This is a genomic window from Streptomyces sp. NPDC031445, assembly GCF_055581365.1.
Genome location: NZ_JBVIJO010000013.1, coordinates 78,560 through 105,035, shown reverse-complemented (window position 1 = coordinate 105,035; position 26,476 = coordinate 78,560). Strand labels below are relative to the sequence as shown.

Sequence of the window (26,476 nt, the reverse complement as noted above, 5' to 3'; positions counted from 1 at the left end):
AAAAGGCGCCGGTCCGCAGGGGCGTGGGCACGAGAAGGCGACGGTCGCCCCGCGCGGCCCGCTCACCTAGGTGCCGGCGTTCTGAGCGGACCTCGTTCGGCTGACGCGCCCCGGCCCGCCCCCCTGGGTGCGGGGGACGGGCCGGGACGTGGTACCGAGGTGCGGTCAGCCGTTGCGGCTCGCCCCGCGGCGGCGCATGCCGAACCAGACGGCGCCGCCGCCGGCGACGACCAGGAGCGCCGCGACACCGGCTATCAGACCGGTGTTGGAGTTCGCACCGGTCTCGGCGAGGTTGGACTCACCGGCGGCCGGGGACGGCGCGTTCCCGGAGGTGCCGGCCGGGGCGGAGCTCGACCCGGAGGCGGACGGGACCGGGGTCGCCGGCTGGGCCGGGGCGGACTCGCTCGGCGACGACGACGGCGTCGCCGAGGGCGACGGGGTCGCGCTGGCCGTCGGCTTCGGGGTCTCGCTCTCGGTCGTGCAGGCGGTGGACGGGGTCACCAGGTCCGGCTGGATGTCCTCGTCGACGATGTTCCCGGCCTTGACGTGGATCCGGTAGGTGGCACTCGGCTTCCAGTCCTCGGAGAAGGTGATCCGGGCGCCCTCCTTGGACCCCGTGACCGGCTGCTCGCCGACCTTCGTCTCGATGCCGCCGACGCCCTTGAGGAAGACGCTGACGGTGGCGTCCTTGGCGGACGCGTCCGTGTCGGTAACGACGATGACGCCCTTGTCACCGTCGCACTTGGCTTCGGCGGAGAAGTCCTTGATGTTGCACGCGAGGGCCGAGCCGGCCAGTCCGAGCACCAGCGCCGCCGACCCGGAGGCGACACCCAGGACGCGTGCGGAACGGCGTACGCCGCGGAGAGTCATGGACAACGTTTGTCCTTTACAGAGTGCAATTGCGGGGGGTGGAGGGGGAGTTGGGGCGTCGGACGAGACGACGGACAGCTGAGGCCCCAGCATCCCCGGGAGGCTCCCAGGTTTATAAGCGCTCCATAAGAAGTGTCAACGCGCAGGCCGTCAACGGCCGTTGACTTTGCCCGCTTATTAACCGCCCAGACGTTTGAGCGCGTCCGGAGCCTGCTCGATCCGGTCAACGAGGGCGATACGGGACTCCATGGCCCGCCCCCGCGCCAGCGACCGGAGCAACGGCCAGACCGGCAGCTCCCGCGTCCAGTGCCCGCTGTCCACGAGCACCATCGGGGTCGGCTCGCCGCGCGACTCGTAGTAGTTGGGCGTCGCGTTGTCGAAGACCTCCTGCACGGTCCCGGCGGCGCCCGGCAGGAAGACCACCCCGGCGGTGGAGCGGGCCAGCAGGCCGTCCTCGCGGGTGGCGTTGGCGAAGTACTTGGCGATGTGCGCGGCGAAGGCGTTCGGCGGCTCGTGGCCGTAGAACCAGGTGGGGATGCCCACCGAGTCCCCGCCGCCCGGCCAGCGCTCGCGCACCTCGAACGCGGCGCGCGCCCACTCGCTGACCGACGGCCGGAACGAGGGCGTCTTGGCGAGCAGCCGGAGCGCGTCGTCCAGCATGCCGTCGGCGAACGGGGCGGCGTAGGCGCCGAGGTTGGCGGCCTCCATCGCGCCCGGTCCGCCGCCGGTGGCGACCGTGTAACCGGCGCGGGCGAGTTCGCGGCCGAGCCGGGCTGCACCGGCGTACGCTTCGGTCCCACGGGCCATCGCGTGGCCGCCCATGACGCCCACCACCCGGGCTCCGGCGAGGAGTTCGTCCAGCGCGTCGGAGACGGCGTCGTCGTGTATCGCGCGGAGCATCGAGGAGAAGACGTCTCCGTCGGCCTTCGTGCGCTGGTACCAGGCGTAGGCGCGTGCGTCCGGCGTCACCTCGTACCCCGTGTCCAGTGACTCGAACAGTTCGCCGGGGGTGTAGACGAAGGCGCGGTACGGGTCGAACGGGAGCCCGGGTACCGGCGGGAACACCAGGGCCCCGGACGCCCGGACCCGGGCGGCGGCCTCCGGGTCCATCGGGCAGCCGAGGAAGACGGCTCCCGTGGTGTCGAGGCGGAGCAGGACGTCCGTACGGCTGGTCAGGTCGACGGCCTGGACCCGGAACCGGGCGAGCGAGCCGTGTTCGGCGACGGCCTCGTCGAACTCGGCGAGCGACTCTATCTCGCGGTCGTGGGCGGCGCGGTGCGGCTGGGCGGGTGTCGGTTGCACCCGCCCATGCTGGCACGGATGTTCGGGCCGCGCGGTCAGCCCTGGACGGCCGCCGGGTCCATCCACACGACCTCCCAGGTGTGGCCGTCGAGGTCGTCGAAGGCACGGCCGTACATGAAGCCGTGGTCCTGGGTCCGGCCGCTCGCCGTGCCGCCGGCCGCGACGGCCCGGTCGACCAGCTCGTCCACCTTCTCGCGGCTCTCGGCGCTCAGACAGAGCAGCACCTCGCTGGTCGTCGTCGCGTCGGCGATCTCCTTGTCGGTGAAGGTCGCGTAGAACGGCTTGGTCAGCAGCATCGCGACGATGCTGTCGCTGATCACCACGGAGGCCGCCTTGTCGTCGCTGAACTGCGGGTTGATCGAGTAGCCGAGTTCCGTGAAGAACTTCTTCGAGGCGTCCAGGTCGTTCACGGGCAGGTTCACGAAGATCATCTGCTGGTACATGCGGGCCTCTCCCGTCCGGGTGGTGCGCGTTCGTCGCGTTCGGTGGGTAGACCGGCGGCCCGCGCCGAACTCATCGGCGACCGCCGGGGTTGCTCTCAGCTGAGCGGCAGCACCGACAGCGCGGCGATCCCGAGGGTGAGCGGAACGAACAGGACCAGCAGGGCCGCCGCGCGGAGGGCGGCGGCACCGCGCAGCATCCCGGCGGGCGCGCCGAGGCGGAGCAGCGCGGCGATGGTGTCGGCACGGCACTGCCGGGCCTCCACGGCCGCGGTGAGCAGGGTGGCGAGCGTGGAACCGGCGACGACGAGCGCGCCGAGGGCGGACAGCGGCCCGGAGGCGGAGCCCGGGCCGGTGCCGTCGTACAGGGCGGTCATGGCGTAGCCGGCGGACGCCACCGCGCACACCACGCCCAGCGGGCGGCCGATCCGGGCGGCCTCCGCCATGAGCACCCGGCCGGCGAGCAGCCTCAGCGCTCCCGGGCGCGTGGACTGCAGGAGCCGTCCGCACAGGTGGGTGAGGCCGGGGGCGGCCAGGACGAGACCGGTGGCGGTGAGCAGCCAGCCGAGGAGCACGGCGAGGGCGGGGGCGGGCGCGGTGCGGCCGGAGTAGGCCTGTACGGCCAGTCCGGCGGTGACGAGGGCCACGCCCCAGGGGAGGCCGGCCGGGGGCCGGACCTCGGTGTCCGGCGCCGGTGCGGAGGGCTCGGGGCCGGCTCCGGTACCCGGCGCCGGTGCGTCGCCGTCCGTGACCGTCGCCCCGGCGGCACGGCCGCCCGTGGCGGACGGGTTCGCCGCGGCCGGTGCCTTCGGCCTTGTCGCCCGTCCCCTGAAGCGTCCCGCCGCTCTGAACGTCTCCTTCCCCGGCGACCCCCCGTACGCGCCGAAGCGGCCGAAGCCCCGGCCGGTGCGGGGCGGCGGGACCGGGTCCCTCGGGCGCAGGGCCAGGGCCACCGCCGCCGTCGCCGTGGCCGGGAGCAGGGCGAGGAGGGTCAGGGTCGCCGGGAGGGGGAGGGAGCGGTCCGCCGCCAGCATGCCCGCGGCCGCGCCGTCGAACGGCATGCCCGTCAGGTCGCCGCGCAGGTGGAGGAAGACCAGCAGGGCCAGCAGCGAGCCCAGGGTGCAGGACAGGGCCGTCGTCAGCGCGGAGACGGCCATGAGGCGGGCCGGGCCCAGGCCCACGGCGGACAGGCCGGGGCGCGGCCGGGTGCCGGGGTCGGTGCGGGCGACCGCGAGCGCGAGGTACACCGTGGCGGCGAGCGGCACCGCGCACCAGGCCAGGCGCTGCGCGGAGGCGCTCGCGGCCTCCGGGTGCTTCAGGGCGTGCGCGAGGCAGGACAGCAGCAGGAAACCGGTGCCCGCCGAGGCCGCGGCCACCAGCAGGCGGCGCAGCTGGACGGCGGGCCGGGCGGCACGGGTCAGGCGGAGAGCGAGCACGCGGCCCGGCCTTCCGTGTCGGGGCTGTCCGGCAGGTGCACGGTGTGCACGCGCCGCCCGTCCAGCAGGGCCACCGTACGGTCGGCGAGGGCGGCGGTCTCGGCGTCGTGCGTGGCGAGGACGACCGTGATGCCGTGCGAGCGGGCCGCCGCGGTGAGCGTGCGCAGGACGTGGCCGCGGTCGGCGCGGTGCAGCGGGGCCGTGGGCTCGTCGGCGAAGAGGACCGTGGGCCCGGGGGCGAGCGCGCGGGCGATGGCGACGCGCTGGCGTTCGGCGTGCTGGAGGTCGCGGGGGCGGCTGCGGGCCTTCTCGCCGACGTCCAGCCGCTCCAGCCACTCCAGCGCGGCCACCTTGGCCCGGCGGCGCCCGGCGCCGCGCAGCATCAGCGGGAGCGCGGCGTTCTCCCAGACGTTCAGCTCGGGGACGAGGAACGGCTCCGGGTCGATCCAGCCGAAGCGGTCCCGGCGCAGCCGCTCGCGGGCCATCGGGCCGAGGGTGTGCACGGGGGAGCTGTTGAACCAGACCTCGCCGCACCGCACCGGCTCCAGGCCGGACAGGCAGCGCAGCAGGGTCGTCTTGCCGCTGCCGCGGGGTCCGCTCACGGCGAGGATCTCGCCCTGCCGTACGCCGAGCGAGATCCCGGCGAGTCCGGGGGAGCCGTCGCGGTGGGTGAAGTGCAGGGAGCGTGCCCAGAGCACGTCGTTGTCCGGCGGAGCCTCCATGGGCGTACACCTCGGTTCAGATCCGTTTTTCCCGTGCCTGTTCCCCCGTCCGGGGGAACGAAGGCAGGGCCGATCGGTCACTGGCACGCTAGGCAGGTCCCGGACGGGAGCCCGGACAGCACACGGCCCCGGGCCGCCGTTCTCACTCGAACGGAGGGCGCCGGGGCCGGGTTCGGTCATCCCGTCGGATGATCAGAGCTTGGTCCACGCCTCCGTGAGGGTGGCCCGCAGGATCTGCTCGATCTCGTCGAAGGTCCCCTGGTCGGAGATCAGCGGCGGGGCGAGCTGGACGACCGGGTCGCCGCGGTCGTCGGCACGGCAGTACAGGCCGTTGTCGAACAGCGCCTTGGAGAGGAAGCCGTACAGGACGCGCTCGGTCTCCTCCTCGTTGAAGGACTCCTTGGTGTTCTTGTCCTTCACCAGTTCGATGCCGTAGAAGAAGCCGTTGCCGCGGACGTCGCCGACGATGGGCAGGTCGTGCAGCTTCTGGAGCGTCTGGAGGAAGGCGCCCTCGTTGTCCAGCACGTGCTGGGTGAGGTTCTCGCGTTCGAACAGGTCCAGGTTGGCGAGGCCCACCGCGGCCGACACGGGGTGGCCGCCGAAGGTGTAGCCGTGCAGGAAGGTGTTGTCGCCCTTGTAGAACGGCTCGGCGACGCGGTCGGAGACGATGCACGCGCCGATCGGGGAGTAGCCCGAGGTCATGCCCTTGGCGCAGGTGATCATGTCCGGGACGTAGTCGAACTTGTCGCAGGCGAACATCGTGCCGAGGCGGCCGAAGGCGCAGATGACCTCGTCCGACACGAGCAGCACGTCGTACTGGTCGCAGATCTCGCGCACGCGCTGGAAGTAGCCGGGCGGCGGCGGGAAGCAGCCGCCGGCGTTCTGCACCGGCTCCAGGAAGACCGCGGCGACGGTTTCCGGGCCCTCGAAGAGGATCTGCTGCTCGATCTGGTCGGCGGCCCAGCGGCCGAAGGCCTCCGGGTCGTCACCGAAGATCGGGGCGCGGTAGATGTTGGTGTTCGGCACCTTGTGCGCGCCCGGGACGAGCGGCTCGAACGGCGCCTTCAGGGCCGGCAGGCCGGTGATCGACAGGGCGCCCTGCGGGGTGCCGTGGTAGGCGACCGCGCGGGAGATGACCTTGTACTTGGTCGGCTTGCCCTGGAGCTTGAAGTACTGCTTGGCGAGCTTCCAGGCGGTCTCGACGGCCTCGCCGCCGCCGGTGGTGAAGAAGACCTTGTTCAGGTCGCCCGGGGCGTAGTCGGCGAGGCGCTCGGCCAGCTCGACGGCCTTGGGGTGGGCGTAGGACCACACCGGGAAGAAGGCGAGCTCCTGGGCCTGCTTGAAGGCGGTCTCGGCGAGTTCCGTGCGGCCGTGTCCGGCCTGGACCACGAACAGACCCGCGAGACCGTCGAGGTAGCGCTTGCCCTTGTCGTCGTAGATGTAGGTGCCCTCGCCCCGCACGATGGTCGGTACGGGGGAGTTCTCGTACGAGGACATGCGGGTGAAGTGCATCCACAGGTGGTCGTACGCGGTGCGGCTGAGGTCCTTGCTGCTCACGGTTATCGGGTCCTCACGGTTATCGGGTTCCCCACATGTAGGTCTGCTTCTTGAGCTTCAGGTAGACGAAGCTCTCGGTGGAGCGCACTCCGGGCAGGGACCGGATGCGTTTGTTGATGACGTCCAGCAGGTGGTCGTCGTCCTCGCAGACGATCTCGGCGAGGATGTCGAACGAGCCCGCGGTCATCACCACGTACTCGACTTCCGACATGTCAGTCAGCGCGTCCGCGATCTTCTCGACATCGCCCTCGGCGTTGATCCCGACCATCGCCTGCCGGCGGAAGCCCACGGTGAGCGGGTCCGTGACGGCGACGATCTGCATCACGCCCTGGTCCAGCAGCTTCTGCACGCGCTGCCGCACGGCCGCCTCGGACAGGCCGACGGCCTTGCCGATCGCGGCGTACGGCCGGCGGCCGTCCTCCTGGAGCTGCTGGATGATGGCGAGGGAGACGGCGTCCAGCTGGGGACTGCCGCCGTTCCTTGACTCGCGGGACGGGTCCCTCTGGTCTGCGCTTCGACTGGCCACGGCCTCACTGTGCACGACGTCTCGACAGTTTCGCAAGGCCCGAGCGATGAAATTCGTTGTTTACGGGACCACACCTTGCGGATTTCGCAGAACTGGTCGCGCTGGGGGTGTTGAAAACGTCGGCGCGCCGACTAGGGTGGGTGTCTCAGAGATCGGACAGCTTGAACCAGATCAGGAGGCCGGCAGTGAGCACCGAGCTGCGTCGTCTGCGCAACTACATCGACGGTGAGTTCCGGGACGCCGCCGACGGACGGACCACCGAGGTGGTCAACCCGGCGACGGGCGAGGCGTACGCCACCGCGCCGCTGTCCGGGCAGGCGGACGTGGACGCCGCCATGGAGGCCGCCGCCCGTGCCTTCCCGGGCTGGCGCGACACCACGCCGGCCGAGCGCCAGAAGGCCCTCCTGAAGATCGCCGACGCCTTCGAGGAGCGCGCCGAGGAGCTGATCGCGGCCGAGGTGGAGAACACCGGCAAGCCGGTCGGGCTCACCCGCTCCGAGGAGATCCCGCCGATGGTCGACCAGATCCGCTTCTTCGCGGGCGCGGCCCGGATGCTGGAGGGCCGCTCGGCGGGCGAGTACATGGACGGGATGACCTCGATCATCCGCCGTGAGCCGGTCGGCGTCTGCGCGCAGGTCGCGCCGTGGAACTACCCGATGATGATGGCGGTGTGGAAGTTCGCCCCGGCCATCGCCGCCGGCAACACGGTCGTCCTGAAGCCGTCGGACACCACCCCGGCCTCCACCGTCCTGATCGCCGACATCATCGGCTCGATCCTGCCCAAGGGCGTCTTCAACGTCATCTGCGGCGACCGCGACACCGGCCGCATGATGGTCGAGCACGACATCCCGGCCATGGCCTCCATCACCGGTTCCGTGCGCGCCGGCATGTCCGTCGCCGAGTCCGCGTCCAAGGACCTCAAGCGGGTCCACCTGGAGCTGGGCGGCAAGGCCCCGGTCGTCGTCTTCGAGGACACCGACATCGCCAAGGCCGTCGAGGACATCTCCGTGGCGGGCTTCTTCAACGCCGGCCAGGACTGTACGGCCGCCACCCGCGTCCTCGTGCAGGAGTCCATCCACGACGAGTTCGTGGCCGCGCTCGCCAAGGCCGCGTCCGAGACGAAGACCGGCCGGCCGGACGACGAGGACGTGCTGTTCGGCCCGCTGAACAACCCCAACCAGCTCAAGCAGGTCTCCGGCTTCATCGAGCGCCTCCCCGCCCACGCCAAGGTCGAGGCGGGCGGCCAGCAGGTCGGCGACAAGGGCTACTTCTACGCCCCGACCGTCGTCTCCGGCCTGAAGCAGGACGACGAGATCATCCAGAACGAGGTCTTCGGCCCGGTCATCACCGTCCAGTCCTTCACCGACGAGGACCAGGCCGTCGAGTGGGCCAACGGCGTCGAGTACGCCCTCGCGTCCTCCGTCTGGACCAAGGACCACGCCCGCGCGATGCGCATGTCCAAGAAGCTCGACTTCGGCTGCGTGTGGATCAACACCCACATCCCGCTGGTCGCCGAGATGCCGCACGGCGGCTTCAAGAAGTCCGGCTACGGCAAGGACCTGTCGGCGTACGGCTTCGAGGACTACACCCGCATCAAGCACGTGATGACGTCGCTGGACGGCTGACGGCTGACGGCCGACGGGGCTGATTGTCCGTGGACACGGTGGGACGGCATGCTTCCGGGGTGTTCCGGACCCCTTCCCGCACGCCCTGGCCGTCCCGCCGTTCCCTCCTCGCCGCCCTCGGGGGCACCGCCGCGCTCGGTGCCCTCGCCGGCTGCGGGGTGCCCGCGGCGTACGTGACGCCCGGTGACCGGGCCGTCGCCGACGCGTCCGCCCGCGACAACAAGCTGACCTGGGCGAACTGGCCGCTCTACATCGACACCGCCGACGACGACCCCGGCCGGCGGCCCACGCTGGAGGGGTTCGGGAAACGCACCGGGATCTCCGTCGACTACGTCGAGGAGATCAACGACAACGACGAGTTCTTCGGCAAGATCAGCCCCGCGCTGATGAGCCACCGGTCCACCGGCCGCGATCTGATCGTCATCAGCGACTGGATGTGCGCCCGGTTCGTCCGGCTCGGCTGGGTACAGGAGATGGACCGCGCCCGCCAGCCGAACGTGGCGCGGCACCTGGACCCGCTGCTGCGCTCGCCCGCCTTCGACAAGGGCCGCCGGTTCACCGTGCCCTGGCAGTCCGGCATCACCGGCATCGCCTACAACCGCCGCGGGCTCGGCCGCGAGATACGGTCCGTCTCCGACCTGTGGGCCAAGGACCTCAAGGGACGCGTGACCCTGCTGTCGGGCCTGGACGAGTCGTTCGCGCTGCTCATGCAGGGCAACGGCGTCGACATCACCCGGTGGACCGCGGACGACTTCCACCGGGTCTGCGACCAGGTGGAGCGGCAGGTCCACCGGGGCCAGATACGCCGGTTCACCGGCAACGACTACACCAAGGACCTGGTCAGCGGGGACGTCCTCGCCTGCCAGGCGTACTCCGGCGACGTCATCCAGCTCCAGGCGGACAACCCCGACATCCGCTTCGTCGTCCCCGAGGAGGGCGCCGAACTGTGGTCGGACTCCCTGATGATCCCCGACCGGGCCCGCCACAAGGCCAACGCCGAGCGCCTGATCGACTACTACTACGCCCCCGAGGTCGCGGCCCGGCTCGCCGCCTGGGTGAACTACGTCTGCCCGGTCCCGGCCGCCCGCGAGGTCCTGGCCGCCGCCAAGGACAAGGACACCGCGGCCCTCGCCGGCAACCCCCTGATCTTCCCGGACTCCGGCATGCGCCGCCGCCTCGCCGTCGCCCGCGACATCACCTCCGCGGAACGCCCGGAGTTCACCCGGCGGTGGAACGGGATCGTGGGGTTCTAGGCCCCGGCGCGCGGCCGGCCGGCGGCGGGGCCGGGGTCACTTCAGGCCGCTGAGCATGACGCCCCTGACGTAGTGCTTCTGGAGCAGCAGGAACAGGAGCAGGACCGGCAGGACGCTCAGGACGAGGCCGGCCATGACGATGGGCATCGTGCGGGCCGGGTCGACGTGGTCCTGGAGCAGCTGGATGCCGACGGGCAGGGTCATCACGTCCGGGTTGGCGGTCGAGACGAGCAGCGCCCAGATGTACTCGTTCCAGGCGTCGACGAAGGTCAGCAGCCCGAGCGTGACCAGGACCGGCTTGGTCTGCGGCACCACGATCCGCCACCACACGGCGAACTCCCCGGCCCCGTCGATGCGCGCCGCCTCCAGGACCTCGTCCGGGATCGCGACCATGAACTGGCGGGTCAGGAAGATCCCGAAGCCGTTGACGAGGAACGGCACGGCGAGCGCCGCGATGCTGACGGTCAGGCCGGCGCCGCCGCGCCCGGACAGGTCGTTGCCGCCCGCCAGCGGCCAGTGCACCAGGATCAGGAAGTGCGGGACGAAGAAGAGGAACGGCGGGAACATCATCGTGGACAGCACGAGGCGGAAGACGAAGTCGCGGCCGGGGAAGCGCAGTTTGGCGAGCGCGTAGCCCGCCAGGGACGACGTCAGCAGCACGGAGCCGGTGATCAGCGCGGTGGCGACCACGCTGTTGCGGAAGAGCACCGGCAGGTCCAACTGGCGCACCGCCGCCCGGTAGTTGGAGAGGTCGAACGCCTGGGGCAGGAAGCGGTACGGCAGCGTGCCGGCCTCACCGGGGCCCTTGAAGGACGTCATCACCATGTCGAGGAACGGCACCACCGTGAGCACGGCGCCGGTCACGACCACGAGGTACGACAGCCACGGCACACCACGGCGGCCGGCGCCCCTTTTCCGCGTCACGCGTCCTCCCCCGTGCGCCGGAACCACCACAACTGCGCCAGCGTGACCGCGAGGACCACCACGAACAGCACGAACGCCGCGGCGCTCGCGGTGCCCCAGTCGCCGTAGCCGAAGGCCAGCCGGTACATCTCCAGCGCGGCCACGTCGGTCGCGTCACCCGGCCCGCCCCTGGTCATCACGGTGATCAGCGCGAACGACTGAAGACCGGTGAGGAACTGGGTGACGCACACGAACAGCAGCGACGGCCGCAGCAGCGGCAGGGTGATCCTGCGGAAGACGGTGACCGGCCCGGCGCCGTCCAGCGCGGCGGCCTCGTAGTACGACTCCGGGACGGACTTCAGCCCGGCGGTCAGCACGAGGACCGCCGAGCCGAGCGAGGCCCACGCCTGGACGACCACGACCGAGGGCAGCGCGGTGTCCGGGTCCGCGAGGAACGCCACCGAGTCCAGCCCGACGGCGTTGAGGACGCCGTTGACCAGACCGCCCGGCTCGTACATGTACTTCCACACGTTGCCGACGGCGACGACGGTCGTGACGATCGGCAGGAAGTACAGGGTGCGCCACAGCCCCTGGAACCGCAGCCTGTCGATGCAGGTCGCGACGAGCACCGAGCCCGTGAGGGCGAGGGCGACGGTGCCCAGGGCGAACAGCAGCGTGTTGGTGAGGACCGGCGTCAGGAACGTCGACCCGTCCGCGACAAGGCCGGTGAAGTTGTCCAGGCCGGCCGGCTCGATGTCGCCCAGCGCGAACCCGGACCAGTGGGACGTCGACAGCAGCAGCGCGAAACCGAGCGGCAGCACCAGGAAGACCGCGAAGAACAGCAGCACCGGCGCCAGGAAGAGGTAGGCGACGACACTCTGGCGGCGCCGGTGGCGGACGCGGCCGTCGACGGCGGGCCGGACGGCCCGTTCGCGCGGGGCCCCTTCGGCCGCCTCCGGCACCAGGGCGTTCACCATGCGCGCGCCACCTCCTGATCGACCTGACGGCGGGTGAGGCGCAGCGCCTCCTCGACCGACCGCCGGCCGGTCCACAGCCCCTCGATGTTCGTGCGCAGCAGCGACTTGGCCTGCTGCGCGCCCGGCACGTTCGGCTCCGGCACCGCGTAGGCCAGCGCGTCCAGGAAGGGCCGCAGGTTCGGATCGCCGGCCCCGCCCTTCCCGCCGCCCGCGCCCAGGAGCGCCCGCATGTCGTCGGCGCGGCCGGTCAGGGAGCCGACCGCCACCTGGAGGGCGCTCATCCGGGTCGCCACCGCACCCTTCCCGGCGGCCGCCCGCTCGGCGTTGAGCCAGCGCAGGAACTCCCACGCCTCGCGCGGGTGCGCACTGGCCGTGTTGACCCCGAGCATGAACCCGGTGCAGAGCGTGGCGCGGGTGCCGCCCGGCTCGGGCAGGGGCAGCGGCGCGACGCCGACGTCGCGGTAGTCCGCGCCCATCTCGCTCTTCAGGCTGGCGGTCCACCAGCCGGCGCTGATCACCATGGCCACCTGCCCGGACGGGAACGCGCGGTAGACGTTGACCCCGGGGGAGCTGGCCCCCCTGGTGACGAGGCGGTCCTCCAGGCCGAAGACGGCCCGGCCCGCCGGTGAGTCGATGCCGGTGCTCCTGCCGTCCGCCGAGACGAACGCCCCGCCGGCGGCGTTGAGCAGCGCGAGCGTCTGGCCGACGGTGGTGGAGTCGTCGTAGACCGACAGGCCGAAACCCTGGACGAGCGTGTTGCCGTACGGGTCCCGCCTGGTGGTGCGGTAGGCGGTCTCCTCCAGCTCTCGCCAGGTGCGCGGCGGCCCGTCGACGCCGGCCGCGCGCAGCAGCCGCTTGTTGTAGTACAGGGCGTACGTCTGGAGTTCGGTGGGGTAGCCGTACACCCGGCCGCCCACCGACGCCGCGCCGACCGCGGCGGCGCTGTAGCCGCGCCGGATCTCCTCCGCGTGCTCGTCCGGAGCGGGCCGCAGGACGCCGGCCCGGACGAGCTGGCCGTTCCACAGGCAGTACGGGTGGAGGATGTCGGCGCCCTGGCCGGCGGCCTGCCGGACCATGAACGTGGTCAGCAGGTCCGTGAACTCCACCGCCGTCGTCCGCACCTTGACCCGGTCGTGCGTGGCGTTCCACTCGTCCACCGGGCCCCGCAGCGCCTCCTTGAGCTCCCCGCTCGCGTAGTGGGAGAGGATGGTGAGGACGATGGGGTCACCGGGCCGCCCGGTGCCCCGGTGCGGCGCCGCGCAGCCGGTGGCGAGCAGTGCCGAGGGGAGCGCCAGCGCGAAGTGACGGCGGCTCAGGCGCGTGGTGCGGCGCGGTGGCCGGCGGCCGGGCGGGCCGTCGGTGCGGCGGGGCTGAGTCATCGGGCGGCCTCCCGGCGCAGCACGCGGAACACCCGGGTCGTGGTGAAGCCGGCCGCGCGGTACAGCCGGCCCGCCGGGGACCGCTCGCCGGTCCACAGGAACCACGCGGAGTGCGCGCCGCGCGCCCGCATCCGCTCCAGGACCAGGTGGAGCAGGACCGTGCCGAGCCCGGTGCCGCGCATCTCCTCCAGCACGCCGAACGGCCCGAACCGCTCGTCCGCCGACGCGTACGCGCCGTGCATCGCCCACCCGGCCAGGCGGCCCGACGGGTCCCGGGCGACGACGATCCGGTCCAGCGGCGTGCCGGCGGCCAGGCAGCCCCGGATCGCCCGCGCCCAGTCCGGGTTGAAGCGTCCGGCGAGCGCGAGCAGGTCCACCAGGTCGTCGTCGGACGGGGTGGCGAACCGGTGGCCGCGGGCCGTCAGCTCGTCGTGGCGGCGCGCGGCCACGCCGGGGAAGCGGTAGCCGACCAGGCAGCGGTCCATCGCCGCCGCCTCGTACAGCGTCCGGAAGCCCAGCGAGTCGAGGAGCTTCGCCGCCTCCGGGTACGTCTCGGCGTCCAGCCCGGGCAGGACGTAGTTCGGGGTGTACGAGGAGAAGTCCACGCGGGTGCGGCCGTGACCGTGCAGCCAGTCGAGGGCGTCGGTCACCAGCCGGCGGCCGAGGCCGCGCCCACGGGCGGCCGGGTCGACGAAGAAGAACGGGATCCAGCCCTGCTCCGGCTCCAGGTCGGTGCCGCTCATCGGCGTCAGGCGGCGCACCGCGTAGGCCGCGCCGACGACCCGGTCGCCGTCGACGGCGACCCGGAGCCCCTCCGGATCGAAGTTGGCGTCGAGCAGCACCAGGGAGCGGAAGCGGTCCGGGGTGAGGGGATCGGCCGGCGCGCTCCGCCGCCAGGCCTCCACCAGCCCGGGCCCGTCACCCACGCGGAAACCGCGCGTCCCGGCCCCGGATGTCGTCGTGCGGTCGGTCATCGACGGCGGTGTCCTTCCTGCGCGGGTGCGGGGCAGTGGGCGGCGAGGGCGGTCGGTACGGCCTCGGTGCCGGGGCGGGGCGTACGACGGCGGCCGCGGGCTCAGGGGTAGAGCAGCACGTCGGCGCCGGCCCAGTCGGCGGGTGGTGCCGGTGGGTCGCACAGCGGCAGCGGGTCGTCGCCCGCGTCGACGGCGCGCCGCAACCGGTCGGAGATTCGATCCCGGTCGTCACCGCGGCGCGGTCGTCCGTGCTCATCCGTTGCCCCGTCTGCCGGTGACGTCTCGAAGGGTGGGGCGCAATTTACTGGGATGTCCGGGAATTTCGCAATGATTCAGGGAGGTTCGTTCCGATTCGGCGGTACCCGTCACCTCGCTCGCAAGGTTTTGAACATGTTCAATTCCACGCGTACGCTGCTTCCATGAGCGACAGAGCCGCCCTGCTCAAGGGCATCCGCGTCTGGCTGGCCCTCTTCGTCGTGTGCCTCGCCCTCAGCGGGGCGACCGCCTTCCCGCTGGTGCACGAACTGCGCTGGACCGAGAGCGCGTTGCGGGCGCTGTCCGTGCCGGAGTACCTGCCCGGGCTGATGGCGTGGATCTCCCGGGTGCGGGACGGGCTGGACACCGTCGACGCCGACCAGCCCTTCGTCCTGTACGGCACCGACTGGCTCGCCTTCGCCCACCTCGTCATCGCGGTCGCGTTCTACGGCCCCTACCGCGACCCCGTCCGCAACATCTGGGTGGTCGAGTTCGGGATGATCGCCTGTGCCGGGATCATCCCGCTCGCCCTCGTCTGCGGACCGGTCCGCGGAATCCCCTTCTGGTGGAGCGTCATCGACATGTCGTTCGGGGTCTTCGGGATCGTCCCGCTGTACCTCGTACGGAAGAAGACCAAGCGGCTGGAGGCGCTCGGCGGCGCGCCGTCCGGGTTCCCGGCCGCCACCGCCGCGGGCTGAACCGGGGCACCGGCGAACGGGTCATCCCCGGTCAGCGGTTGAACGCCGGGAACGCGAAGCGCTGGGCGGTGGCCAGCCCGTCGCCCTTGGCGTCCGTGGAGTCGACCGAGTAGACCAGCGTGCGGGACAGGTCCGGGGTCGCGGCGATCACCGTCGCGTAGCCGGGGCGCGAACCGGTCTTGCCCCAGATCACCTTGCCGTTCACCTCGAACCGCTCCAGCGCCGCGCCGTACCGCGCCCCGGGCACGTCCGGCAGCGTGAACATCTCCTTCAGCTGCGGCTGCGGCACCACCCGGCCGCGGAACAGCCCGACGAGCAGCCGCTCCAGATCGGCGGTCGTGGAGATCAGGTCGCCGGCCGCGAACCGGTCGGACATGTTCCAGTCGGTCACGTCGACCAGTTCGCCGTCGATCCAGTCGTAGCCCCGGTTGTGCGGGCCGTGGATCCGGGGGTCCGCGCCGACCGGGAAGGAGCTGTGCCGCATGCCGAGCGGCCGGAAGACCCGCACCTCGGCCTGGTGCGCGTACGAGTCGCCGGTCACCTTCTCGATGAGCATGCCGAGCACGGTGTAGTGGATGTTGCCGTAGGTCTGCCGCGTGCCCGGCGCGTACGCCGGACCCCCCGCCACGGCGTCCGCGACCACCTGACGTGGCGTCAGCGTCTCGAAGCGGTGCGGGTAGCCCTCCTCGACCGTGTCGCCGAGGGACGCACCCGGGCGCAGTCCGCTGGTGTAGTTCAGCAACTGCCGTACGGTGACCGGCGCGAAGTCCGCGGTGAGCAGGCCCGGCAGATAGTGCTGCACGGTCCCGTCGAGGTCGATCCGGCCCTCCGCGGCCAGTTGCAGCACGATCGACGCGGTCACCACCTTCGTCACCGAACCGGCCCGGAAGCGCGCGTCCTCCAGGGCCGGCGCTCCGGTGCGCACGTCGCGCACCCCGGCCGTCCCGCGCCAGGTCCCGTCACCGCCGACGCGGAGCAGCGCGGCGGTGGCGTCGTGGTCGGGCAGCCCGGCGATCGCGGCGGCGAGGGCCTCGGTGTCGGGGCCGGTGGTGTCGGGGGTGGTCGTGGCGGTCGTGGCCGCGGTACGGGCGGGCGCGGCGAAGGCGGGGGCGGCCAGCGGGCCGGCGGCCACCGCGGTGACGAGGGCGGCGGCCAGGAGGGCGGAACGGCTGGTGCGGGGCATGCGGGACTCCTTCGGGGGGCCGGACGTCGGGCACCGGAAGACGGTGCGTGATCATCCTCAGACGCCGGGCCGGGCGGCGGATCCTCACCGAGGAGGTCCCGCGCCCCTTGCTCGTCCCCGATCAACCAGCCGCTTTTCTAGGGGAGTTGTCCGGGATCACCCCTACGGTCCGCTCCCGCGCGGGTGCGGTGCTCCCGTGCGGCCGTCACCTCGTCGCCGTGCTCGAACGCGATGCACGGCACCGGACCCCGCTCGCTGATCCGGGCCCGGTCCGAACGAAGGACCCTAGCCCGCGGTGCGCAGGGCGTGCAGGACGTCGATCCGGTTCGTCGTGATGGAGTCGGCGCCCAGGTCCAGCAGGCGGCTCATGGAACGGCGGGTGTCCGGGGTCCAGACCGACAGCAGCAGACCGTCGTGGTGCACGCGGGCCGCGAGCTCCCGGCTCACCAGGGAGAAGCGGTAGTTGAGCCAGCGCGGGCGGATCGCGGCCAGCAGCGCGGGCCGGGGCGGCGCCAGGCTCGTCCAGGTCAGGGCGATCTCGGCGGCCGGGTCGGCGGCGCGGACGGCGAGCATCGCCTCGGCGTGCGCGCTGTAGTAGACCCGCTCCCCGGCCCCGCACTGCCGGACCACGTCCAGGGTCCGCGCCACCGCGCGACGGCCGACCGGTCCGCACAGGTCCACCATCACCCTGCTGTCCCCGGTCGCGGCCAGCGCCTCCGCCAGCGTCGGCACACCGCCCGCCGTGAGCCCGCGCAGCTCGTCGGCGGACAGCGCGGCCAGCGGCCGGTCGGCCTCCCACAGCCGCCGCAGCGTGTCGTCGTGCAGCAGCACGGGAACGCCGTCCCGGGTGAGCCGTACGTCGACCTCCACGGCGTCCGCGCCCCGGTCGAGCGCGGACCGCAGTGAAGGGAGGGTGTTCTCACGGAAACGGTAGGGGTCGCCGCGGTGGGCCACGGCGGTCAGCGTCTGCATGGCCCCATTGTGGCCGGTGTCAGGAGGCCGGCCAGGCGGCGGTGTACGTGTCGATCTCCGCCGTGATCCGCGCCTTGCCCGCCGCGTCCAGGAAGGAGGCCTGAACGGCGTTCTTCGCCAGGTCCGCCACGCCCCGCTCGTCGAGGTCCAGGAGCCGGGCGGCCACCGCGTACTCGTTGTTCAGGTCGGTGCCGAACATCGGCGGGTCGTCGGAGTTGATCGTGACCAGTACCCCGGCCCGCGTGAACTCCTTGATCGGGTGCTCCTCCAGCGTGCGGACCGCGCGGGTGGCGATGTTGGAGGTCGGGCACACCTCCAGCGGGACGCGGTGCTCGGCGAGGTGGGCGAGCAGCTTCGGGTCCCGCGCCGAGCTGGTGCCGTGCCCGATCCGCTCGGCGCGCAGCTCGGTCAGCGCGTCCCACACCGTCTCCGGGCCGGTCGTCTCCCCGGCGTGCGGGACGGAGCGCAGGCCGGCCGCGATGGCCCGGTCGAAGTACGGCTTGAACTGCGGCCGGGGCACGCCGATCTCCGGCCCGCCGAGCCCGAACGACACCAGGCCCTCCGGGCGGAACCGGTCGTCGGTGGCCAGCCGCACCGTCTCCTCGGCCGACTCCAGACCGGCCTCGCCGGGGATGTCGAAGCACCAGCGCAGCACGGTCCCGAACTCTGCCTCGGCGGCCTTCCGGGCGTCCTCTATGGCGTCCATGAACGCCCGCGGGTCGATGCCGCGCCGGGTCGAGGAGAACGGGGTGATCGTCAGCTCGGCGTACCGCACCTGCTGCCGGGCCATGTCGCGGGCCACCTCGTAGGTGAGCAGCCGGACGTCCTCCGGGGTGCGGATGAGGTCCACGACCGACAGGTACACCTCGATGAAGTGCGCGAAGTCGGTGAAGGTGAAGTAGTCGGCCAGGGCCTCGGGGTCGCTGGGGACCCTGGAGTCGGGGTGCCGGGCGGCCAGTTCGGAGACGATGCGGGGGGAGGCGGAGCCGACGTGGTGGACGTGCAGTTCCGCCTTCGGCAGGCCGGCGATGAAGGCGCGCAGATCGCGGTCGGCGGTGCCGGTGGCGGGTACGGAGCTGTCGGTCAAGGGGTCCTCCCCGGGACGGGCGCCCGCGGCACGTGGTCCCCGGCACGTCGTGCGGTGGACGCGGTCCGTGGTGCGGGCGCGGTGATCGGCTGATCGGGTTGCGCCGCATCATCGTAGGCCCCGGGCCGCGGTGCCCCGCGCTGCCCGTAGCATGACGGGACGTCCAGCCGAGGGGTGTGCCGACCATGTCCGACGAGGTTCCGCGGTCCACGCCGGGGGAGCGGAGCGACGGGCCCTACTCCGTGACACCCCGGGTCTCCTTCGACAAGGAACCGGAGCGGACGGCACCGGCCGCCCGGGGAGCGGACGGGGCACGCGTCCAGGACGCCGCCCCCGCGCCCGGCCCCGGCGCCGTGCACGACCAGCAGACGGTGACGTCGCTGCCGGCGTTCCCGGGCCCGGCCACGCCCGCCGACGCCGCACCCGCGCCCTGGGCCGCCCCGGCTGAAGGCCCCACCTCCAGGGTCCCGGCCCCCTCGCCGAACCCGTTCGCACCGCCGCCGCACTCCTACTCGCCCACGGCGAACCCCTTCGCCCCGCCGGCGCCCCCCGTGGGCGCGCACGGGGGAGCGGAGCCGGTGCCGCCGCCCCCCATCGCCCCCGACGGGCCCGGCCAGGTGCCGTACGGCTACCCGGGTGCGGCGCCGGCGTACGGCTACCCGGGGCCCGGGCCCGCGTACGGCTACCCCGGCCCGCAGCAGGCCCCGTACGGCGGCGTCGCCCCCTACCCCGCCGCCCACGGCTACGCCTGGCCCGGTATGCGGCCGCCCCCCAGCAACGGCATGGGTACGGCCTCGCTGGTGCTGGGCATCGTCTCGACGGTCGGCTTCGTCCTGTGGCCGATCGCCCTGGCCATGGGCATCCTGGCCCTGATCCTCGGCGGGCTGGGCCGGCGCAAGGCCAACCGGGGCGAGGCGACGAACCCGGGCGTGGCCCTGGCCGGCATCATCTGCGGCGCCGCCGGGATCGTCCTGGTGCTGGTCCTGTTCGCCGCGTTCATAGCGACGGGCGTCTGACGCACCGCCCGGCGCGCGCCGCCCGCCGAAGCGTGCTGCCCCGCCCGAAGCACCTCAGCACCGGCTGTACCGTCGATGTGCCCCGGCACGCGCCGCCCCGCCTGAAGCACTGCGGCACCCGCCGCCCCGCCCGAAATGCCCCAGTACCCGCTGCCCTGTCGATGTGCCCCAGCACCCGCTGCCCCGTCGATGTGTCCCGGCCCCCGCCGCCCCGTCCGAAATGCCCCAGCACCGGCTGCCTCGCCGAGGCGCCCGGCACCCGCCGCCCCGCTCGAAGCTCCAGCACCCGTCGCCTCGCCGAAGTGTCCCGGCACCGGCTGCCCCGCCAGAAGCACCCAGCACGCGCCGCCCCGCCCGAGGCACCCCGGCCCCCGCCGCCCCGCCCGAAGTGCCCCAGCACCCGCTGCCCTGCCGATGTGCCCGGCACCCGCCGCCGTGCCGAAGCGGCTGCCTCGCCAAGGCGCCCCGGCACCCGCTGCCCCACCCGAGGCACCCCGGCCCCCGCTGCCCCACCCGAGGCACCCCGGCCCCCGCCGCCCCGCCCGAAGCACCCCGGCCCCCGCCGCCCCGCCGAAGCACCCCAGCACCGGCCGCCGCGCCAAAGTGCCCACGCGCCCGCTGACCCTCCCGAGGCACCCCGACACCGGCCGCCGCGCCAAGGTGCCCCCGCACCCGCTGACCCTCCCGAAGCACCCCGGCACACGCCGCCCCATCGAGGCACCACAGGCCGACGACCCCGCCGAAGCGCCGCAGGCCTACGCGCCGGCCCCCGCCAGTCGTTCCCGGGCCTCCATCAGGGCGAAGCCCAGGAGGTTCAGGCCCTGCCAGCGCTCCGGGTCAGAGGCCGCCTCGTCGCCCGCCGAGAGGCCGATGCCCCATATCCGGTCCACGGGGCTCGCCTCCACCAGCACCCGCTCACCGGTCCCCAGCAGGAACATCCCGAGGTCGTCGTCGGCGGCGAACTTGTGCACGCTGCCCTCGACCACCAGCCGGAAGCGCTCCCGCTCCCACACCGCCGCGTCGAAGTCCCGCACCAGCCGGCCCACCTTCTTCGCCTCCGCGGGGTGCTCCGCGGCCAGCACCCGGCGCTCGGCCTCCGCGTCCCCGAACAGCCGGGCCTTGCCCGCCATCATCCAGTGCTCGGCCGTCGCGTACCGCACGCCGTCCACCACGAACGGTGACGGCCACCACTGGCTCAGACAGCTCGCCCCGATCCGGCCGTCCGGCCGCGGCCGGTGTCCCCAGAAGTGCAGGTACCTGATCCGGGACCCCGCCCGGACCTCCCTGATCAGGGCGTCCACCCCGTCGATCTTCCCCATGCACGCGAGTGTGGCACGCACCACTGACACTCCGTCCGTCCTTTTCCGCCCCGACTCGACACCTGGTCGACAGATTCCGTCGCGTAACCAAAAGGCAACAACGGAATCACTTGTTGGCGTCCGGCCCCTCTGTCAGGATCGGCACTCAAATCGAGCTGGAGCCACGCCCCCCGCCCCTCGGGACGGGCGCACGGCGGAGGAGAGCGACATGCACAACCCGGGCACCGCCACCCCGGAACGATTCCCCGCACAGGACCGCCTCGCGGACGGCGCGCAGTTCATCGCCGGCCGGCCCGCCGGGGGCACCTCGGGCCGTACGCACTCCGTGGTCGACCCGGCCACCGGCGCCGAGGTGTACACCTACGAGCTGGCCGGTACCGAGGACGTCGACGCGGCCGTCGCCGCCGCGCGCGCCGCCTTCCCCGGCTGGGCCGCCGCCACCCCGGGCGAGCGCTCGGACGCCCTGCACCGGTTCGCGGCCGTGCTCGCCGACCGCGCCGAGGAGTTCGCCCGCGCGGAGTCCCTCCAGTGCGGCAAGCCGCTCAAGCTCAGCCGCGAGTTCGACGTGCCGGGGACCATCGACAACACCGCGTTCTTCGCGGGCGCGGCGCGGCACCTGCAGGGGCAGTCCGCCGGTGAGTACTCGGGCGACCACACGTCGTACGTCCGGCGCGAGCCCATCGGGGTCGTCGGCTCCATCGCACCCTGGAACTACCCGCTCCAGATGGCCGCCTGGAAGATCCTCCCGGCGATCGCCGCGGGCAACACCATCGTGCTGAAGCCCGCCGAGCTGACCCCGCTGACCTCGCTGCTGTTCGCGCGGGCCGCCGTGGACGCCGGCATCCCGGAGGGCGTGGTCAACGTCGTCACCGGGACCGGGAAGGAGGCCGGTGAGCACCTCGTCGGGCACCCCGACGTGGCCATGACCTCCTTCACCGGCTCCACCGCCGTCGGCAAGCGCGTCGCCCGGATCGCCACCGCCACCGTCAAGCGGCTGCACCTGGAGCTGGGCGGCAAGGCGCCCTTCGTCGTCTTCGACGACGCCGACCTGGAGGCCGCCGCGCACGGCGCGGTCGCCGGCGCGCTCATCAACACCGGGCAGGACTGCACGGCCGCCACGCGCGCGTACGTGCAGCGCCCGCTGTACGAGGCGTTCGTGGAGCGCACCGCCGCGCTGATGGAGACCGTGCGGCTCGGCGACCCCTTCGCGCCCGGCACCGACCTGGGGCCGCTGATCTCGCACGTCCAGCGCGACCGGGTCGCCGGTTTCGTGGACCGCGCGCGGGGCTACGCGCGCGTGGTGACCGGCGGCGAGGCCCCCGGGGGCGATCTCAAGGACGGCGCCTACTACCGGCCCACCCTGATCGCCGACGCGGCCCAGGACAGCGAGATCGTCCAGTCGGAGATCTTCGGTCCGGTACTGGTCGTACTGCCGTTCGACAGTGATGATGAGGGCATCCGGCTGGCCAACGACACCCCGTACGGCCTCGCCGCCTCCGCGTGGAGCCGCGACGTCTACCGCGCGAACCGGGCCACCCGCGAGCTGAGGGCGGGCTGCGTCTGGATCAACGACCACATCCCGATCATCAGCGAGATGCCGCACGGCGGCTACAAGGCATCCGGCTTCGGCAAGGACATGTCGGCGTACTCCTTCGAGGAGTACACGCAGGTCAAACACGTAATGTTCGACAACACCGCGGTGGCCGCGAAGGACTGGCACCGCACGATCTTCGGGGACCGCTAGCGACGACCAGGCCACCGACCAGGCCGATCCTCCGAAAGGGCACCACGCGCATGGAGCAGTACGAGCCCGACCGCCTCACTCCGCCCCAGGTGGCCGCCATGCGGCGCAGCCTGCTGGGCGGAAGGGCCGCTCTGACCCGCCGGTCGCTGCTGCGGGCGTCCGCGGGCGGCGCGCTCGCCGCCGGCGGCCTCGGGGCGCTGAGCGGCTGCGGGATCCCCGCCGCGGGCAGGACCCAGGGCGGCACCTCCGCCGAGGACCGCTCGGCCCGGGAGAAGACCGTGAACTTCTCCAACTGGACCGAGTACATCGACGTCGACGACAGCGGCAAGCACCACCCCACCCTGGAGACCTTCCGCAAGCGGACCGGGATCACGGTCGACTACACCGAGGACATCAACGACAACAACGAGTTCTTCGGCAAGATCAAGCCGCAGCTGGCCGCGGGCCAGGACACCGGCCGCGACCTCATCGTCCTCACCGACTGGCTGGCCGCCCGGCTGATCCGCCTGGGCTGGGTGCAGAAGCTCGACCCGTCGAACCTCCCGCACGCGTACACCAACCTCTCGCCCCAGTTCCGCGACCCCGACTGGGACCCGGGGCGGGCGTACTCCTACCCCTGGCAGGGCATCCCGACGGTCATCGCCTACAACAAGAAGGCGCTCGACGGCATCGAGGTGAAGTCGGTCTCCGACCTGCTCGACAACCCGAAGCTGAAGGGCCGCGTCTCCTTCCTGTCGGAGATGCGCGACAGCATCGGCATGACGCTGCTCGACATGGGCAAGGACCCGGCGAAGTTCACCGACGACGACTTCGACGCGGTCATAGCCCGGCTGCAGAAGGCCGTCGACAAGGGCCAGATCCGCCGCTTCACCGGCAACGACTACACGTCCGACCTCACCAAGGGCGACATCGCCGCCTGTGTCGCCTGGGCCGGCGACATCGTCCAGCTCAAGCACGACAGCCCGGACGTCGACTACGTCATCCCGGCCGGCGGCTACATGACGTCCAGCGACAACCTGCTGGTCCCGAACAAGGCGCGGCACAAAACGAACGCCGAACGGCTGATCGACTTCTACTACGAGCCGGAGCAGGCCGCCGCGCTCGCCGCGTACATCAACTACGCGACTCCCGTCGACGGCGTGAAGCCCTACCTTGCGAAGATCGACCAGGACGCGGCGGACAACCCGCTGATCGTCCCCGACAAGGCCATGCAGGCGAAGTCCCACTCCTTCCGCTCGCTGAGCCAGAAGGAAGAGACGGCCTACGAAGAGAAGTTCGCGAAGCTCACAGGGGCGTGACGACCATGACGACAGACAACAGCGGCGACGTCCGCCTCTCCGGTATCAGCAAGACCTACGACAACGGCTTCACCGCCGTGCATCCGCTCGACCTGGTCGTGCCGCAGGGCTCCTTCTTCGCCCTGCTCGGCGCCTCCGGCTGCGGCAAGACCACCACCCTGCGCATGATCGCCGGCCTGGAGGAGCCCACCACGGGCACGGTCCGGCTCGGCGACCAGGACGTCACGCACCTGCCGCCGTACAAGCGGCCGGTGAACACGGTCTTCCAGTCCTACGCCCTCTTCCCGCACCTCGACATCTTCGAGAACGTCGCCTTCGGTCTGCGCCGGCGCGGCATCAAGAGCGTGAAGAAGCAGGTGGAGGACATGCTGGAGCTGGTCCAGCTCGGCGAGCAGGCGCGCAAGAAGCCGCACCAGCTCTCCGGCGGCCAGCAGCAGCGCGTCGCCGTGGCCCGCGCGCTGATCAACCACCCCAAGGTGCTCCTGCTGGACGAGCCGCTCGGCGCCCTGGACCTCAAGCTGCGCCGCCAGATGCAGCTGGAGCTCAAGCGCATCCAGACCGAGGTCGGCATCACCTTCGTCCACGTCACGCACGACCAGGAGGAGGCCATGACGATGGCCGACACGGTCGCCGTGATGAACGGCGGCCGGGTCGAGCAGCTAGGCTCGCCGGCCGACCTGTACGAGAACCCGCGGAGCACCTTCGTCGCGAACTTCCTCGGGACCTCCAACCTCATCGAGGCCGAGGTCGACACGAAGAACGGCGACGACATCGTGCTCAAGGCGGGCGGCGGCAAGCTGGTGCTGCCCGAGGCGCGGTGTTCCGCCCCGACGACGGCCGGCGGCAAGGTGCTGGTCGGCATCCGCCCGGAGAAGATCTCGCTCACGCACGCCGACGACGCGGGGGAGATCCCGGCGGGCCGCAACCGCCTCACCGGCACGATCGCCGACGCCAGCTTCATCGGCGTCTCCACGCAGTACGTCATCGACAGCCCGGTCTGCGACGAGCTGGCGGTGTACGTGCAGAACGTCGAGCGGGACGGCCGGCTCGTGCCCGGCGCCGAGGTCGTCCTGCACTGGAGCCCGGCGCACACCTTCGGACTGGACGCGGCTCAGTCCCTGCTTGCTGGGACAGTGGGCTCCGCGGGCACCGAGGAAGAGGTCGCCGCCTGATGTCGACGCTCACCGAGGCGCCACCGCCCCTCGCCCCCGCCGAACCCGCCAAGGAGCCCCCGCGCAGGCGCGGCAGGTTCACCCCTTACTGGCTGCTGCTGCCCGGCATGCTGTGGCTGATCGTCTTCTTCGCGCTGCCGATGCTCTACCAGGCCTCCACCTCCGTGCAGCAGGGCTCCCTGGAGGCGGGCTACAAGGTCACCTGGCACTTCGCGACCTACTGGGACGCCCTGTCCGCGTACTGGCCGCAGTTCCTGCGGTCCGTGTTCTACGCCGCCGCCGCGACCGTGCTGTGCCTGCTGCTGGGCTATCCGCTGGCCTACCTCATCGCCTTCCGTGCCGGCCGGTGGAAGAACCTGATCATGATCCTGGTGATCGCGCCGTTCTTCACCAGCTTCCTGATCCGCACCCTGGCCTGGAAGACGATCCTCGCCGACAACGGCGTGGTCGTGCACACGCTGAACTCACTGCACGTCCTGGACCTCACCAACTGGCTCGGCTGGACGGCCGGCGACCGCGTCCTGGCCACCCCGCTCGCGGTCGTGTGCGGCCTGACGTACAACTTCCTGCCGTTCATGATCCTGCCGCTGTACACCTCGCTGGAGCGGATCGACGGCCGGCTGCACGAGGCGGCCGGCGACCTGTACGCCAAGCCGTGGACCACCTTCCGCAAGGTCACCTTCCCGCTGTCCATGCCCGGCGTGGTCTCCGGGACGCTGCTGACCTTCATCCCGGCGGCCGGTGACTACGTCAACGCCGAACTCCTCGGCTCCACCGACACCCGCATGATCGGCAACGTCATCCAGACGCAGTTCCTGCGCATCCTCGACTATCCGACGGCCGCGGCCCTCTCCTTCATCCTCATGGCCGCGATCCTGGCCATGGTCACGCTCTACATCCGCCGCTCCGGGACGGAGGATCTGGTCTAAATGCCCTTCGTCACCTGGCTCAAGCGCCGTCTCGTCGTCATCGCCGGACTGCTGACGCTCGCCTATCTCCTGCTGCCGAACGTCGTCGTCACGGTGTTCTCCTTCAACAAACCGAAGGGGCGCTTCAACTACGAATGGCAGCGGTTCTCCACGGACGCCTGGAAGGACCCCTGCGGCGTCGCCGACATGTGCGGCTCGCTGTCCATCAGCCTCCAGATCGCCGTGTGGGCGACGGTCGGCGCCACGATCCTCGGCACGATGATCTCCTTCGCGCTGGTCCGCTACCGCTTCCGCGCGCGCGGCGCCGTCAACTCGCTGATCTTCCTGCCGATGGCGATGCCCGAGGTCGTCATGGCCGCCTCGCTGCTCACCCTGTTCCTGAACATGGGCGCCCAGCTGGGCTTCTGGACCATCCTCATCGCCCACATCATGTTCTGCCTGAGCTTCGTCGTCACCGCGGTCAAGGCCCGCGTGATGTCGATGGACCCGCGCCTGGAGGAGGCCGCCCGGGACCTGTACGCCGGTCCCGCGCAGACCTTCGTGCGGGTCACCCTGCCCATCGCGGCCCCCGGGATCGCCGCGGGCGCGCTGCTGTCGTTCGCGCTCTCCTTCGACGATTTCATCATCACCAATTTCAACGCGGGCTCGACCGTCACCTTCCCCATGTTCGTGTGGGGCTCGGCCCAGCGTGGAACACCCGTCCAGATCAACGTGATCGGCACGGCCATGTTCCTGATCGCCGTTCTCCTCGTGCTGACGTCGATGGTCGTCGGCAATCGCCGGAACAAGCAAAAGGCATAAGCCCTTTCCCGGCACGTCCTCTGTAGGGAGTTGAAATC

At 72.0% G+C, this 26,476-nt stretch carries 24 protein-coding genes; 9 read left to right on the top strand and 15 right to left on the bottom strand.

Annotated elements, in window-relative coordinates; genetic code table 11:
• Window positions 1-165: 165 nt before the first annotated feature.
• From ACZ5DC_RS29935 to ACZ5DC_RS29905, 7 genes are all read right to left on the bottom strand, one after another.
• Complete coding sequence (locus ACZ5DC_RS29935; protein WP_468657836.1) at window positions 166-870, bottom strand: LAETG motif-containing sortase-dependent surface protein; 705 nt, start codon at window positions 868-870, stop codon at window positions 166-168.
• A 177-nt stretch (window positions 871-1,047) separates the two neighbouring features.
• Window positions 1,048-2,172: an LOG family protein gene (locus tag ACZ5DC_RS29930; protein ID WP_468657834.1), complete on the bottom strand. Its 1,125-nt coding sequence runs from the start codon at window positions 2,170-2,172 to the stop codon at window positions 1,048-1,050.
• Window positions 2,173-2,207: 35 nt separating this feature from the next.
• The gene (locus ACZ5DC_RS29925; RefSeq protein ID WP_468657832.1) at window positions 2,208-2,615 is read right to left on the bottom strand and encodes a VOC family protein; all 408 of its coding nucleotides are present in this window, start codon (window positions 2,613-2,615) and stop codon (window positions 2,208-2,210) included.
• Window positions 2,616-2,710: 95 nt separating this feature from the next.
• Window positions 2,711-4,048 (bottom strand): hypothetical protein, encoded by a 1,338-nt coding sequence (locus ACZ5DC_RS29920; protein WP_468657830.1) that lies wholly within the window; start codon window positions 4,046-4,048, stop codon window positions 2,711-2,713.
• Window positions 4,030-4,770, bottom strand: a complete 741-nt coding sequence (locus ACZ5DC_RS29915; protein ID WP_468657828.1) for an ABC transporter ATP-binding protein — start codon at window positions 4,768-4,770, stop codon at window positions 4,030-4,032. Before ACZ5DC_RS29915 ends, ACZ5DC_RS29920 begins: the two co-directional genes overlap by 19 nt.
• Before the next feature lie 192 nt (window positions 4,771-4,962).
• On the bottom strand, window positions 4,963-6,327 hold the full coding sequence (locus ACZ5DC_RS29910) for an aspartate aminotransferase family protein (protein WP_468657826.1): 1,365 nt from the start codon (window positions 6,325-6,327) through the stop codon (window positions 4,963-4,965).
• Between the two features lie 19 nt (window positions 6,328-6,346).
• Window positions 6,347-6,868, bottom strand: coding sequence for an Lrp/AsnC family transcriptional regulator (locus ACZ5DC_RS29905; protein WP_132788813.1), 522 nt, complete (start codon window positions 6,866-6,868; stop codon window positions 6,347-6,349).
• A gap of 170 nt (window positions 6,869-7,038) precedes the next feature.
• On the opposite strand from ACZ5DC_RS29905, the gene ACZ5DC_RS29900 reads away from it, so the two are divergent.
• Together ACZ5DC_RS29900 and ACZ5DC_RS29895 are read left to right on the top strand one after the other, a co-directional pair.
• Window positions 7,039-8,478: a gamma-aminobutyraldehyde dehydrogenase gene (locus ACZ5DC_RS29900; RefSeq protein ID WP_468657824.1), complete on the top strand. Its 1,440-nt coding sequence runs from the start codon at window positions 7,039-7,041 to the stop codon at window positions 8,476-8,478.
• A gap of 59 nt (window positions 8,479-8,537) precedes the next feature.
• Complete coding sequence (locus ACZ5DC_RS29895; RefSeq protein ID WP_468657822.1) at window positions 8,538-9,731, top strand: polyamine ABC transporter substrate-binding protein; 1,194 nt, start codon at window positions 8,538-8,540, stop codon at window positions 9,729-9,731.
• A 36-nt stretch (window positions 9,732-9,767) separates the two neighbouring features.
• Here the strand turns inward: ACZ5DC_RS29895 and ACZ5DC_RS29890 are convergent, their stop codons facing one another.
• The 4 genes from ACZ5DC_RS29890 to ACZ5DC_RS29875 are packed head-to-tail and all read right to left on the bottom strand — an operon-like array spanning window position 9,768 to window position 13,964.
• Entirely contained in the window at window positions 9,768-10,655 is an 888-nt protein-coding gene (locus ACZ5DC_RS29890) for a carbohydrate ABC transporter permease (protein ID WP_468657820.1), read from the bottom strand.
• Window positions 10,652-11,611 (bottom strand): carbohydrate ABC transporter permease, encoded by a 960-nt coding sequence (locus ACZ5DC_RS29885; protein WP_468657818.1) that lies wholly within the window; start codon window positions 11,609-11,611, stop codon window positions 10,652-10,654. The genes ACZ5DC_RS29890 and ACZ5DC_RS29885 overlap by 4 nt, the downstream gene beginning before the upstream one ends.
• Window positions 11,605-12,990, bottom strand: a complete 1,386-nt coding sequence (locus ACZ5DC_RS29880; RefSeq protein ID WP_468657816.1) for an extracellular solute-binding protein — start codon at window positions 12,988-12,990, stop codon at window positions 11,605-11,607. Before ACZ5DC_RS29880 ends, ACZ5DC_RS29885 begins: the two co-directional genes overlap by 7 nt.
• Window positions 12,987-13,964, bottom strand: coding sequence for a GNAT family N-acetyltransferase (locus ACZ5DC_RS29875; protein WP_468657814.1), 978 nt, complete (start codon window positions 13,962-13,964; stop codon window positions 12,987-12,989). The genes ACZ5DC_RS29880 and ACZ5DC_RS29875 overlap by 4 nt, the downstream gene beginning before the upstream one ends.
• Before the next feature lie 419 nt (window positions 13,965-14,383).
• On the opposite strand from ACZ5DC_RS29875, the gene ACZ5DC_RS29870 reads away from it, so the two are divergent.
• A complete protein-coding gene (locus tag ACZ5DC_RS29870) occupies window positions 14,384-14,917 on the top strand; it encodes a hypothetical protein (RefSeq protein WP_468657812.1) in 534 nt (177 codons plus the stop codon).
• 31 nt (window positions 14,918-14,948) lie between these two features.
• Here the strand turns inward: ACZ5DC_RS29870 and ACZ5DC_RS29865 are convergent, their stop codons facing one another.
• The 3 genes from ACZ5DC_RS29865 to ACZ5DC_RS29855 all read right to left on the bottom strand — a co-directional run bounded on the left by ACZ5DC_RS29865 (window position 14,949) and on the right by ACZ5DC_RS29855 (window position 18,159).
• The gene (locus ACZ5DC_RS29865) at window positions 14,949-16,100 is read right to left on the bottom strand and encodes a serine hydrolase domain-containing protein (RefSeq protein WP_468657810.1); all 1,152 of its coding nucleotides are present in this window, start codon (window positions 16,098-16,100) and stop codon (window positions 14,949-14,951) included.
• Window positions 16,101-16,385: 285 nt separating this feature from the next.
• Window positions 16,386-17,072 (bottom strand): glycerophosphodiester phosphodiesterase, encoded by a 687-nt coding sequence (locus tag ACZ5DC_RS29860; protein WP_468657808.1) that lies wholly within the window; start codon window positions 17,070-17,072, stop codon window positions 16,386-16,388.
• Window positions 17,073-17,091: 19 nt separating this feature from the next.
• Window positions 17,092-18,159: an adenosine deaminase gene (locus ACZ5DC_RS29855; protein WP_366751142.1), complete on the bottom strand. Its 1,068-nt coding sequence runs from the start codon at window positions 18,157-18,159 to the stop codon at window positions 17,092-17,094.
• A 185-nt stretch (window positions 18,160-18,344) separates the two neighbouring features.
• Here ACZ5DC_RS29855 and ACZ5DC_RS29850 point away from each other — a divergent pair, with 185 nt between their 5' ends.
• Entirely contained in the window at window positions 18,345-19,175 is an 831-nt protein-coding gene (locus ACZ5DC_RS29850; protein ID WP_468657807.1) for a DUF4190 domain-containing protein, read from the top strand.
• A gap of 755 nt (window positions 19,176-19,930) precedes the next feature.
• Here the strand turns inward: ACZ5DC_RS29850 and ACZ5DC_RS29845 are convergent.
• Window positions 19,931-20,494 (bottom strand): NADAR family protein, encoded by a 564-nt coding sequence (locus ACZ5DC_RS29845; RefSeq protein WP_468657805.1) that lies wholly within the window; start codon window positions 20,492-20,494, stop codon window positions 19,931-19,933.
• Window positions 20,495-20,702: 208 nt separating this feature from the next.
• Here ACZ5DC_RS29845 and ACZ5DC_RS29840 point away from each other — a divergent pair, with 208 nt between their 5' ends.
• From ACZ5DC_RS29840 to ACZ5DC_RS29820, 5 genes are read left to right on the top strand one after another with little or no spacing between them, the layout of a single operon-like run.
• The gene (locus ACZ5DC_RS29840) at window positions 20,703-22,238 is read left to right on the top strand and encodes a gamma-aminobutyraldehyde dehydrogenase (protein WP_468657803.1); all 1,536 of its coding nucleotides are present in this window, start codon (window positions 20,703-20,705) and stop codon (window positions 22,236-22,238) included.
• 50 nt (window positions 22,239-22,288) lie between these two features.
• Window positions 22,289-23,536 carry a polyamine ABC transporter substrate-binding protein gene (locus tag ACZ5DC_RS29835; protein ID WP_468657801.1) on the top strand — a complete coding sequence of 416 codons (1,248 nt, stop codon included), beginning with the start codon at window positions 22,289-22,291 and terminating at the stop codon, window positions 23,534-23,536.
• Window positions 23,537-23,541: 5 nt separating this feature from the next.
• Window positions 23,542-24,708 (top strand): ABC transporter ATP-binding protein, encoded by a 1,167-nt coding sequence (locus tag ACZ5DC_RS29830; protein ID WP_468657799.1) that lies wholly within the window; start codon window positions 23,542-23,544, stop codon window positions 24,706-24,708.
• Window positions 24,708-25,637, top strand: a complete 930-nt coding sequence (locus ACZ5DC_RS29825) for an ABC transporter permease (RefSeq protein ID WP_468657797.1) — start codon at window positions 24,708-24,710, stop codon at window positions 25,635-25,637. Before ACZ5DC_RS29830 ends, ACZ5DC_RS29825 begins: the two co-directional genes overlap by 1 nt.
• Window positions 25,638-26,438, top strand: a complete 801-nt coding sequence (locus tag ACZ5DC_RS29820; RefSeq protein ID WP_468657795.1) for an ABC transporter permease — start codon at window positions 25,638-25,640, stop codon at window positions 26,436-26,438.
• Window positions 26,439-26,476: the final 38 nt, after the last annotated feature.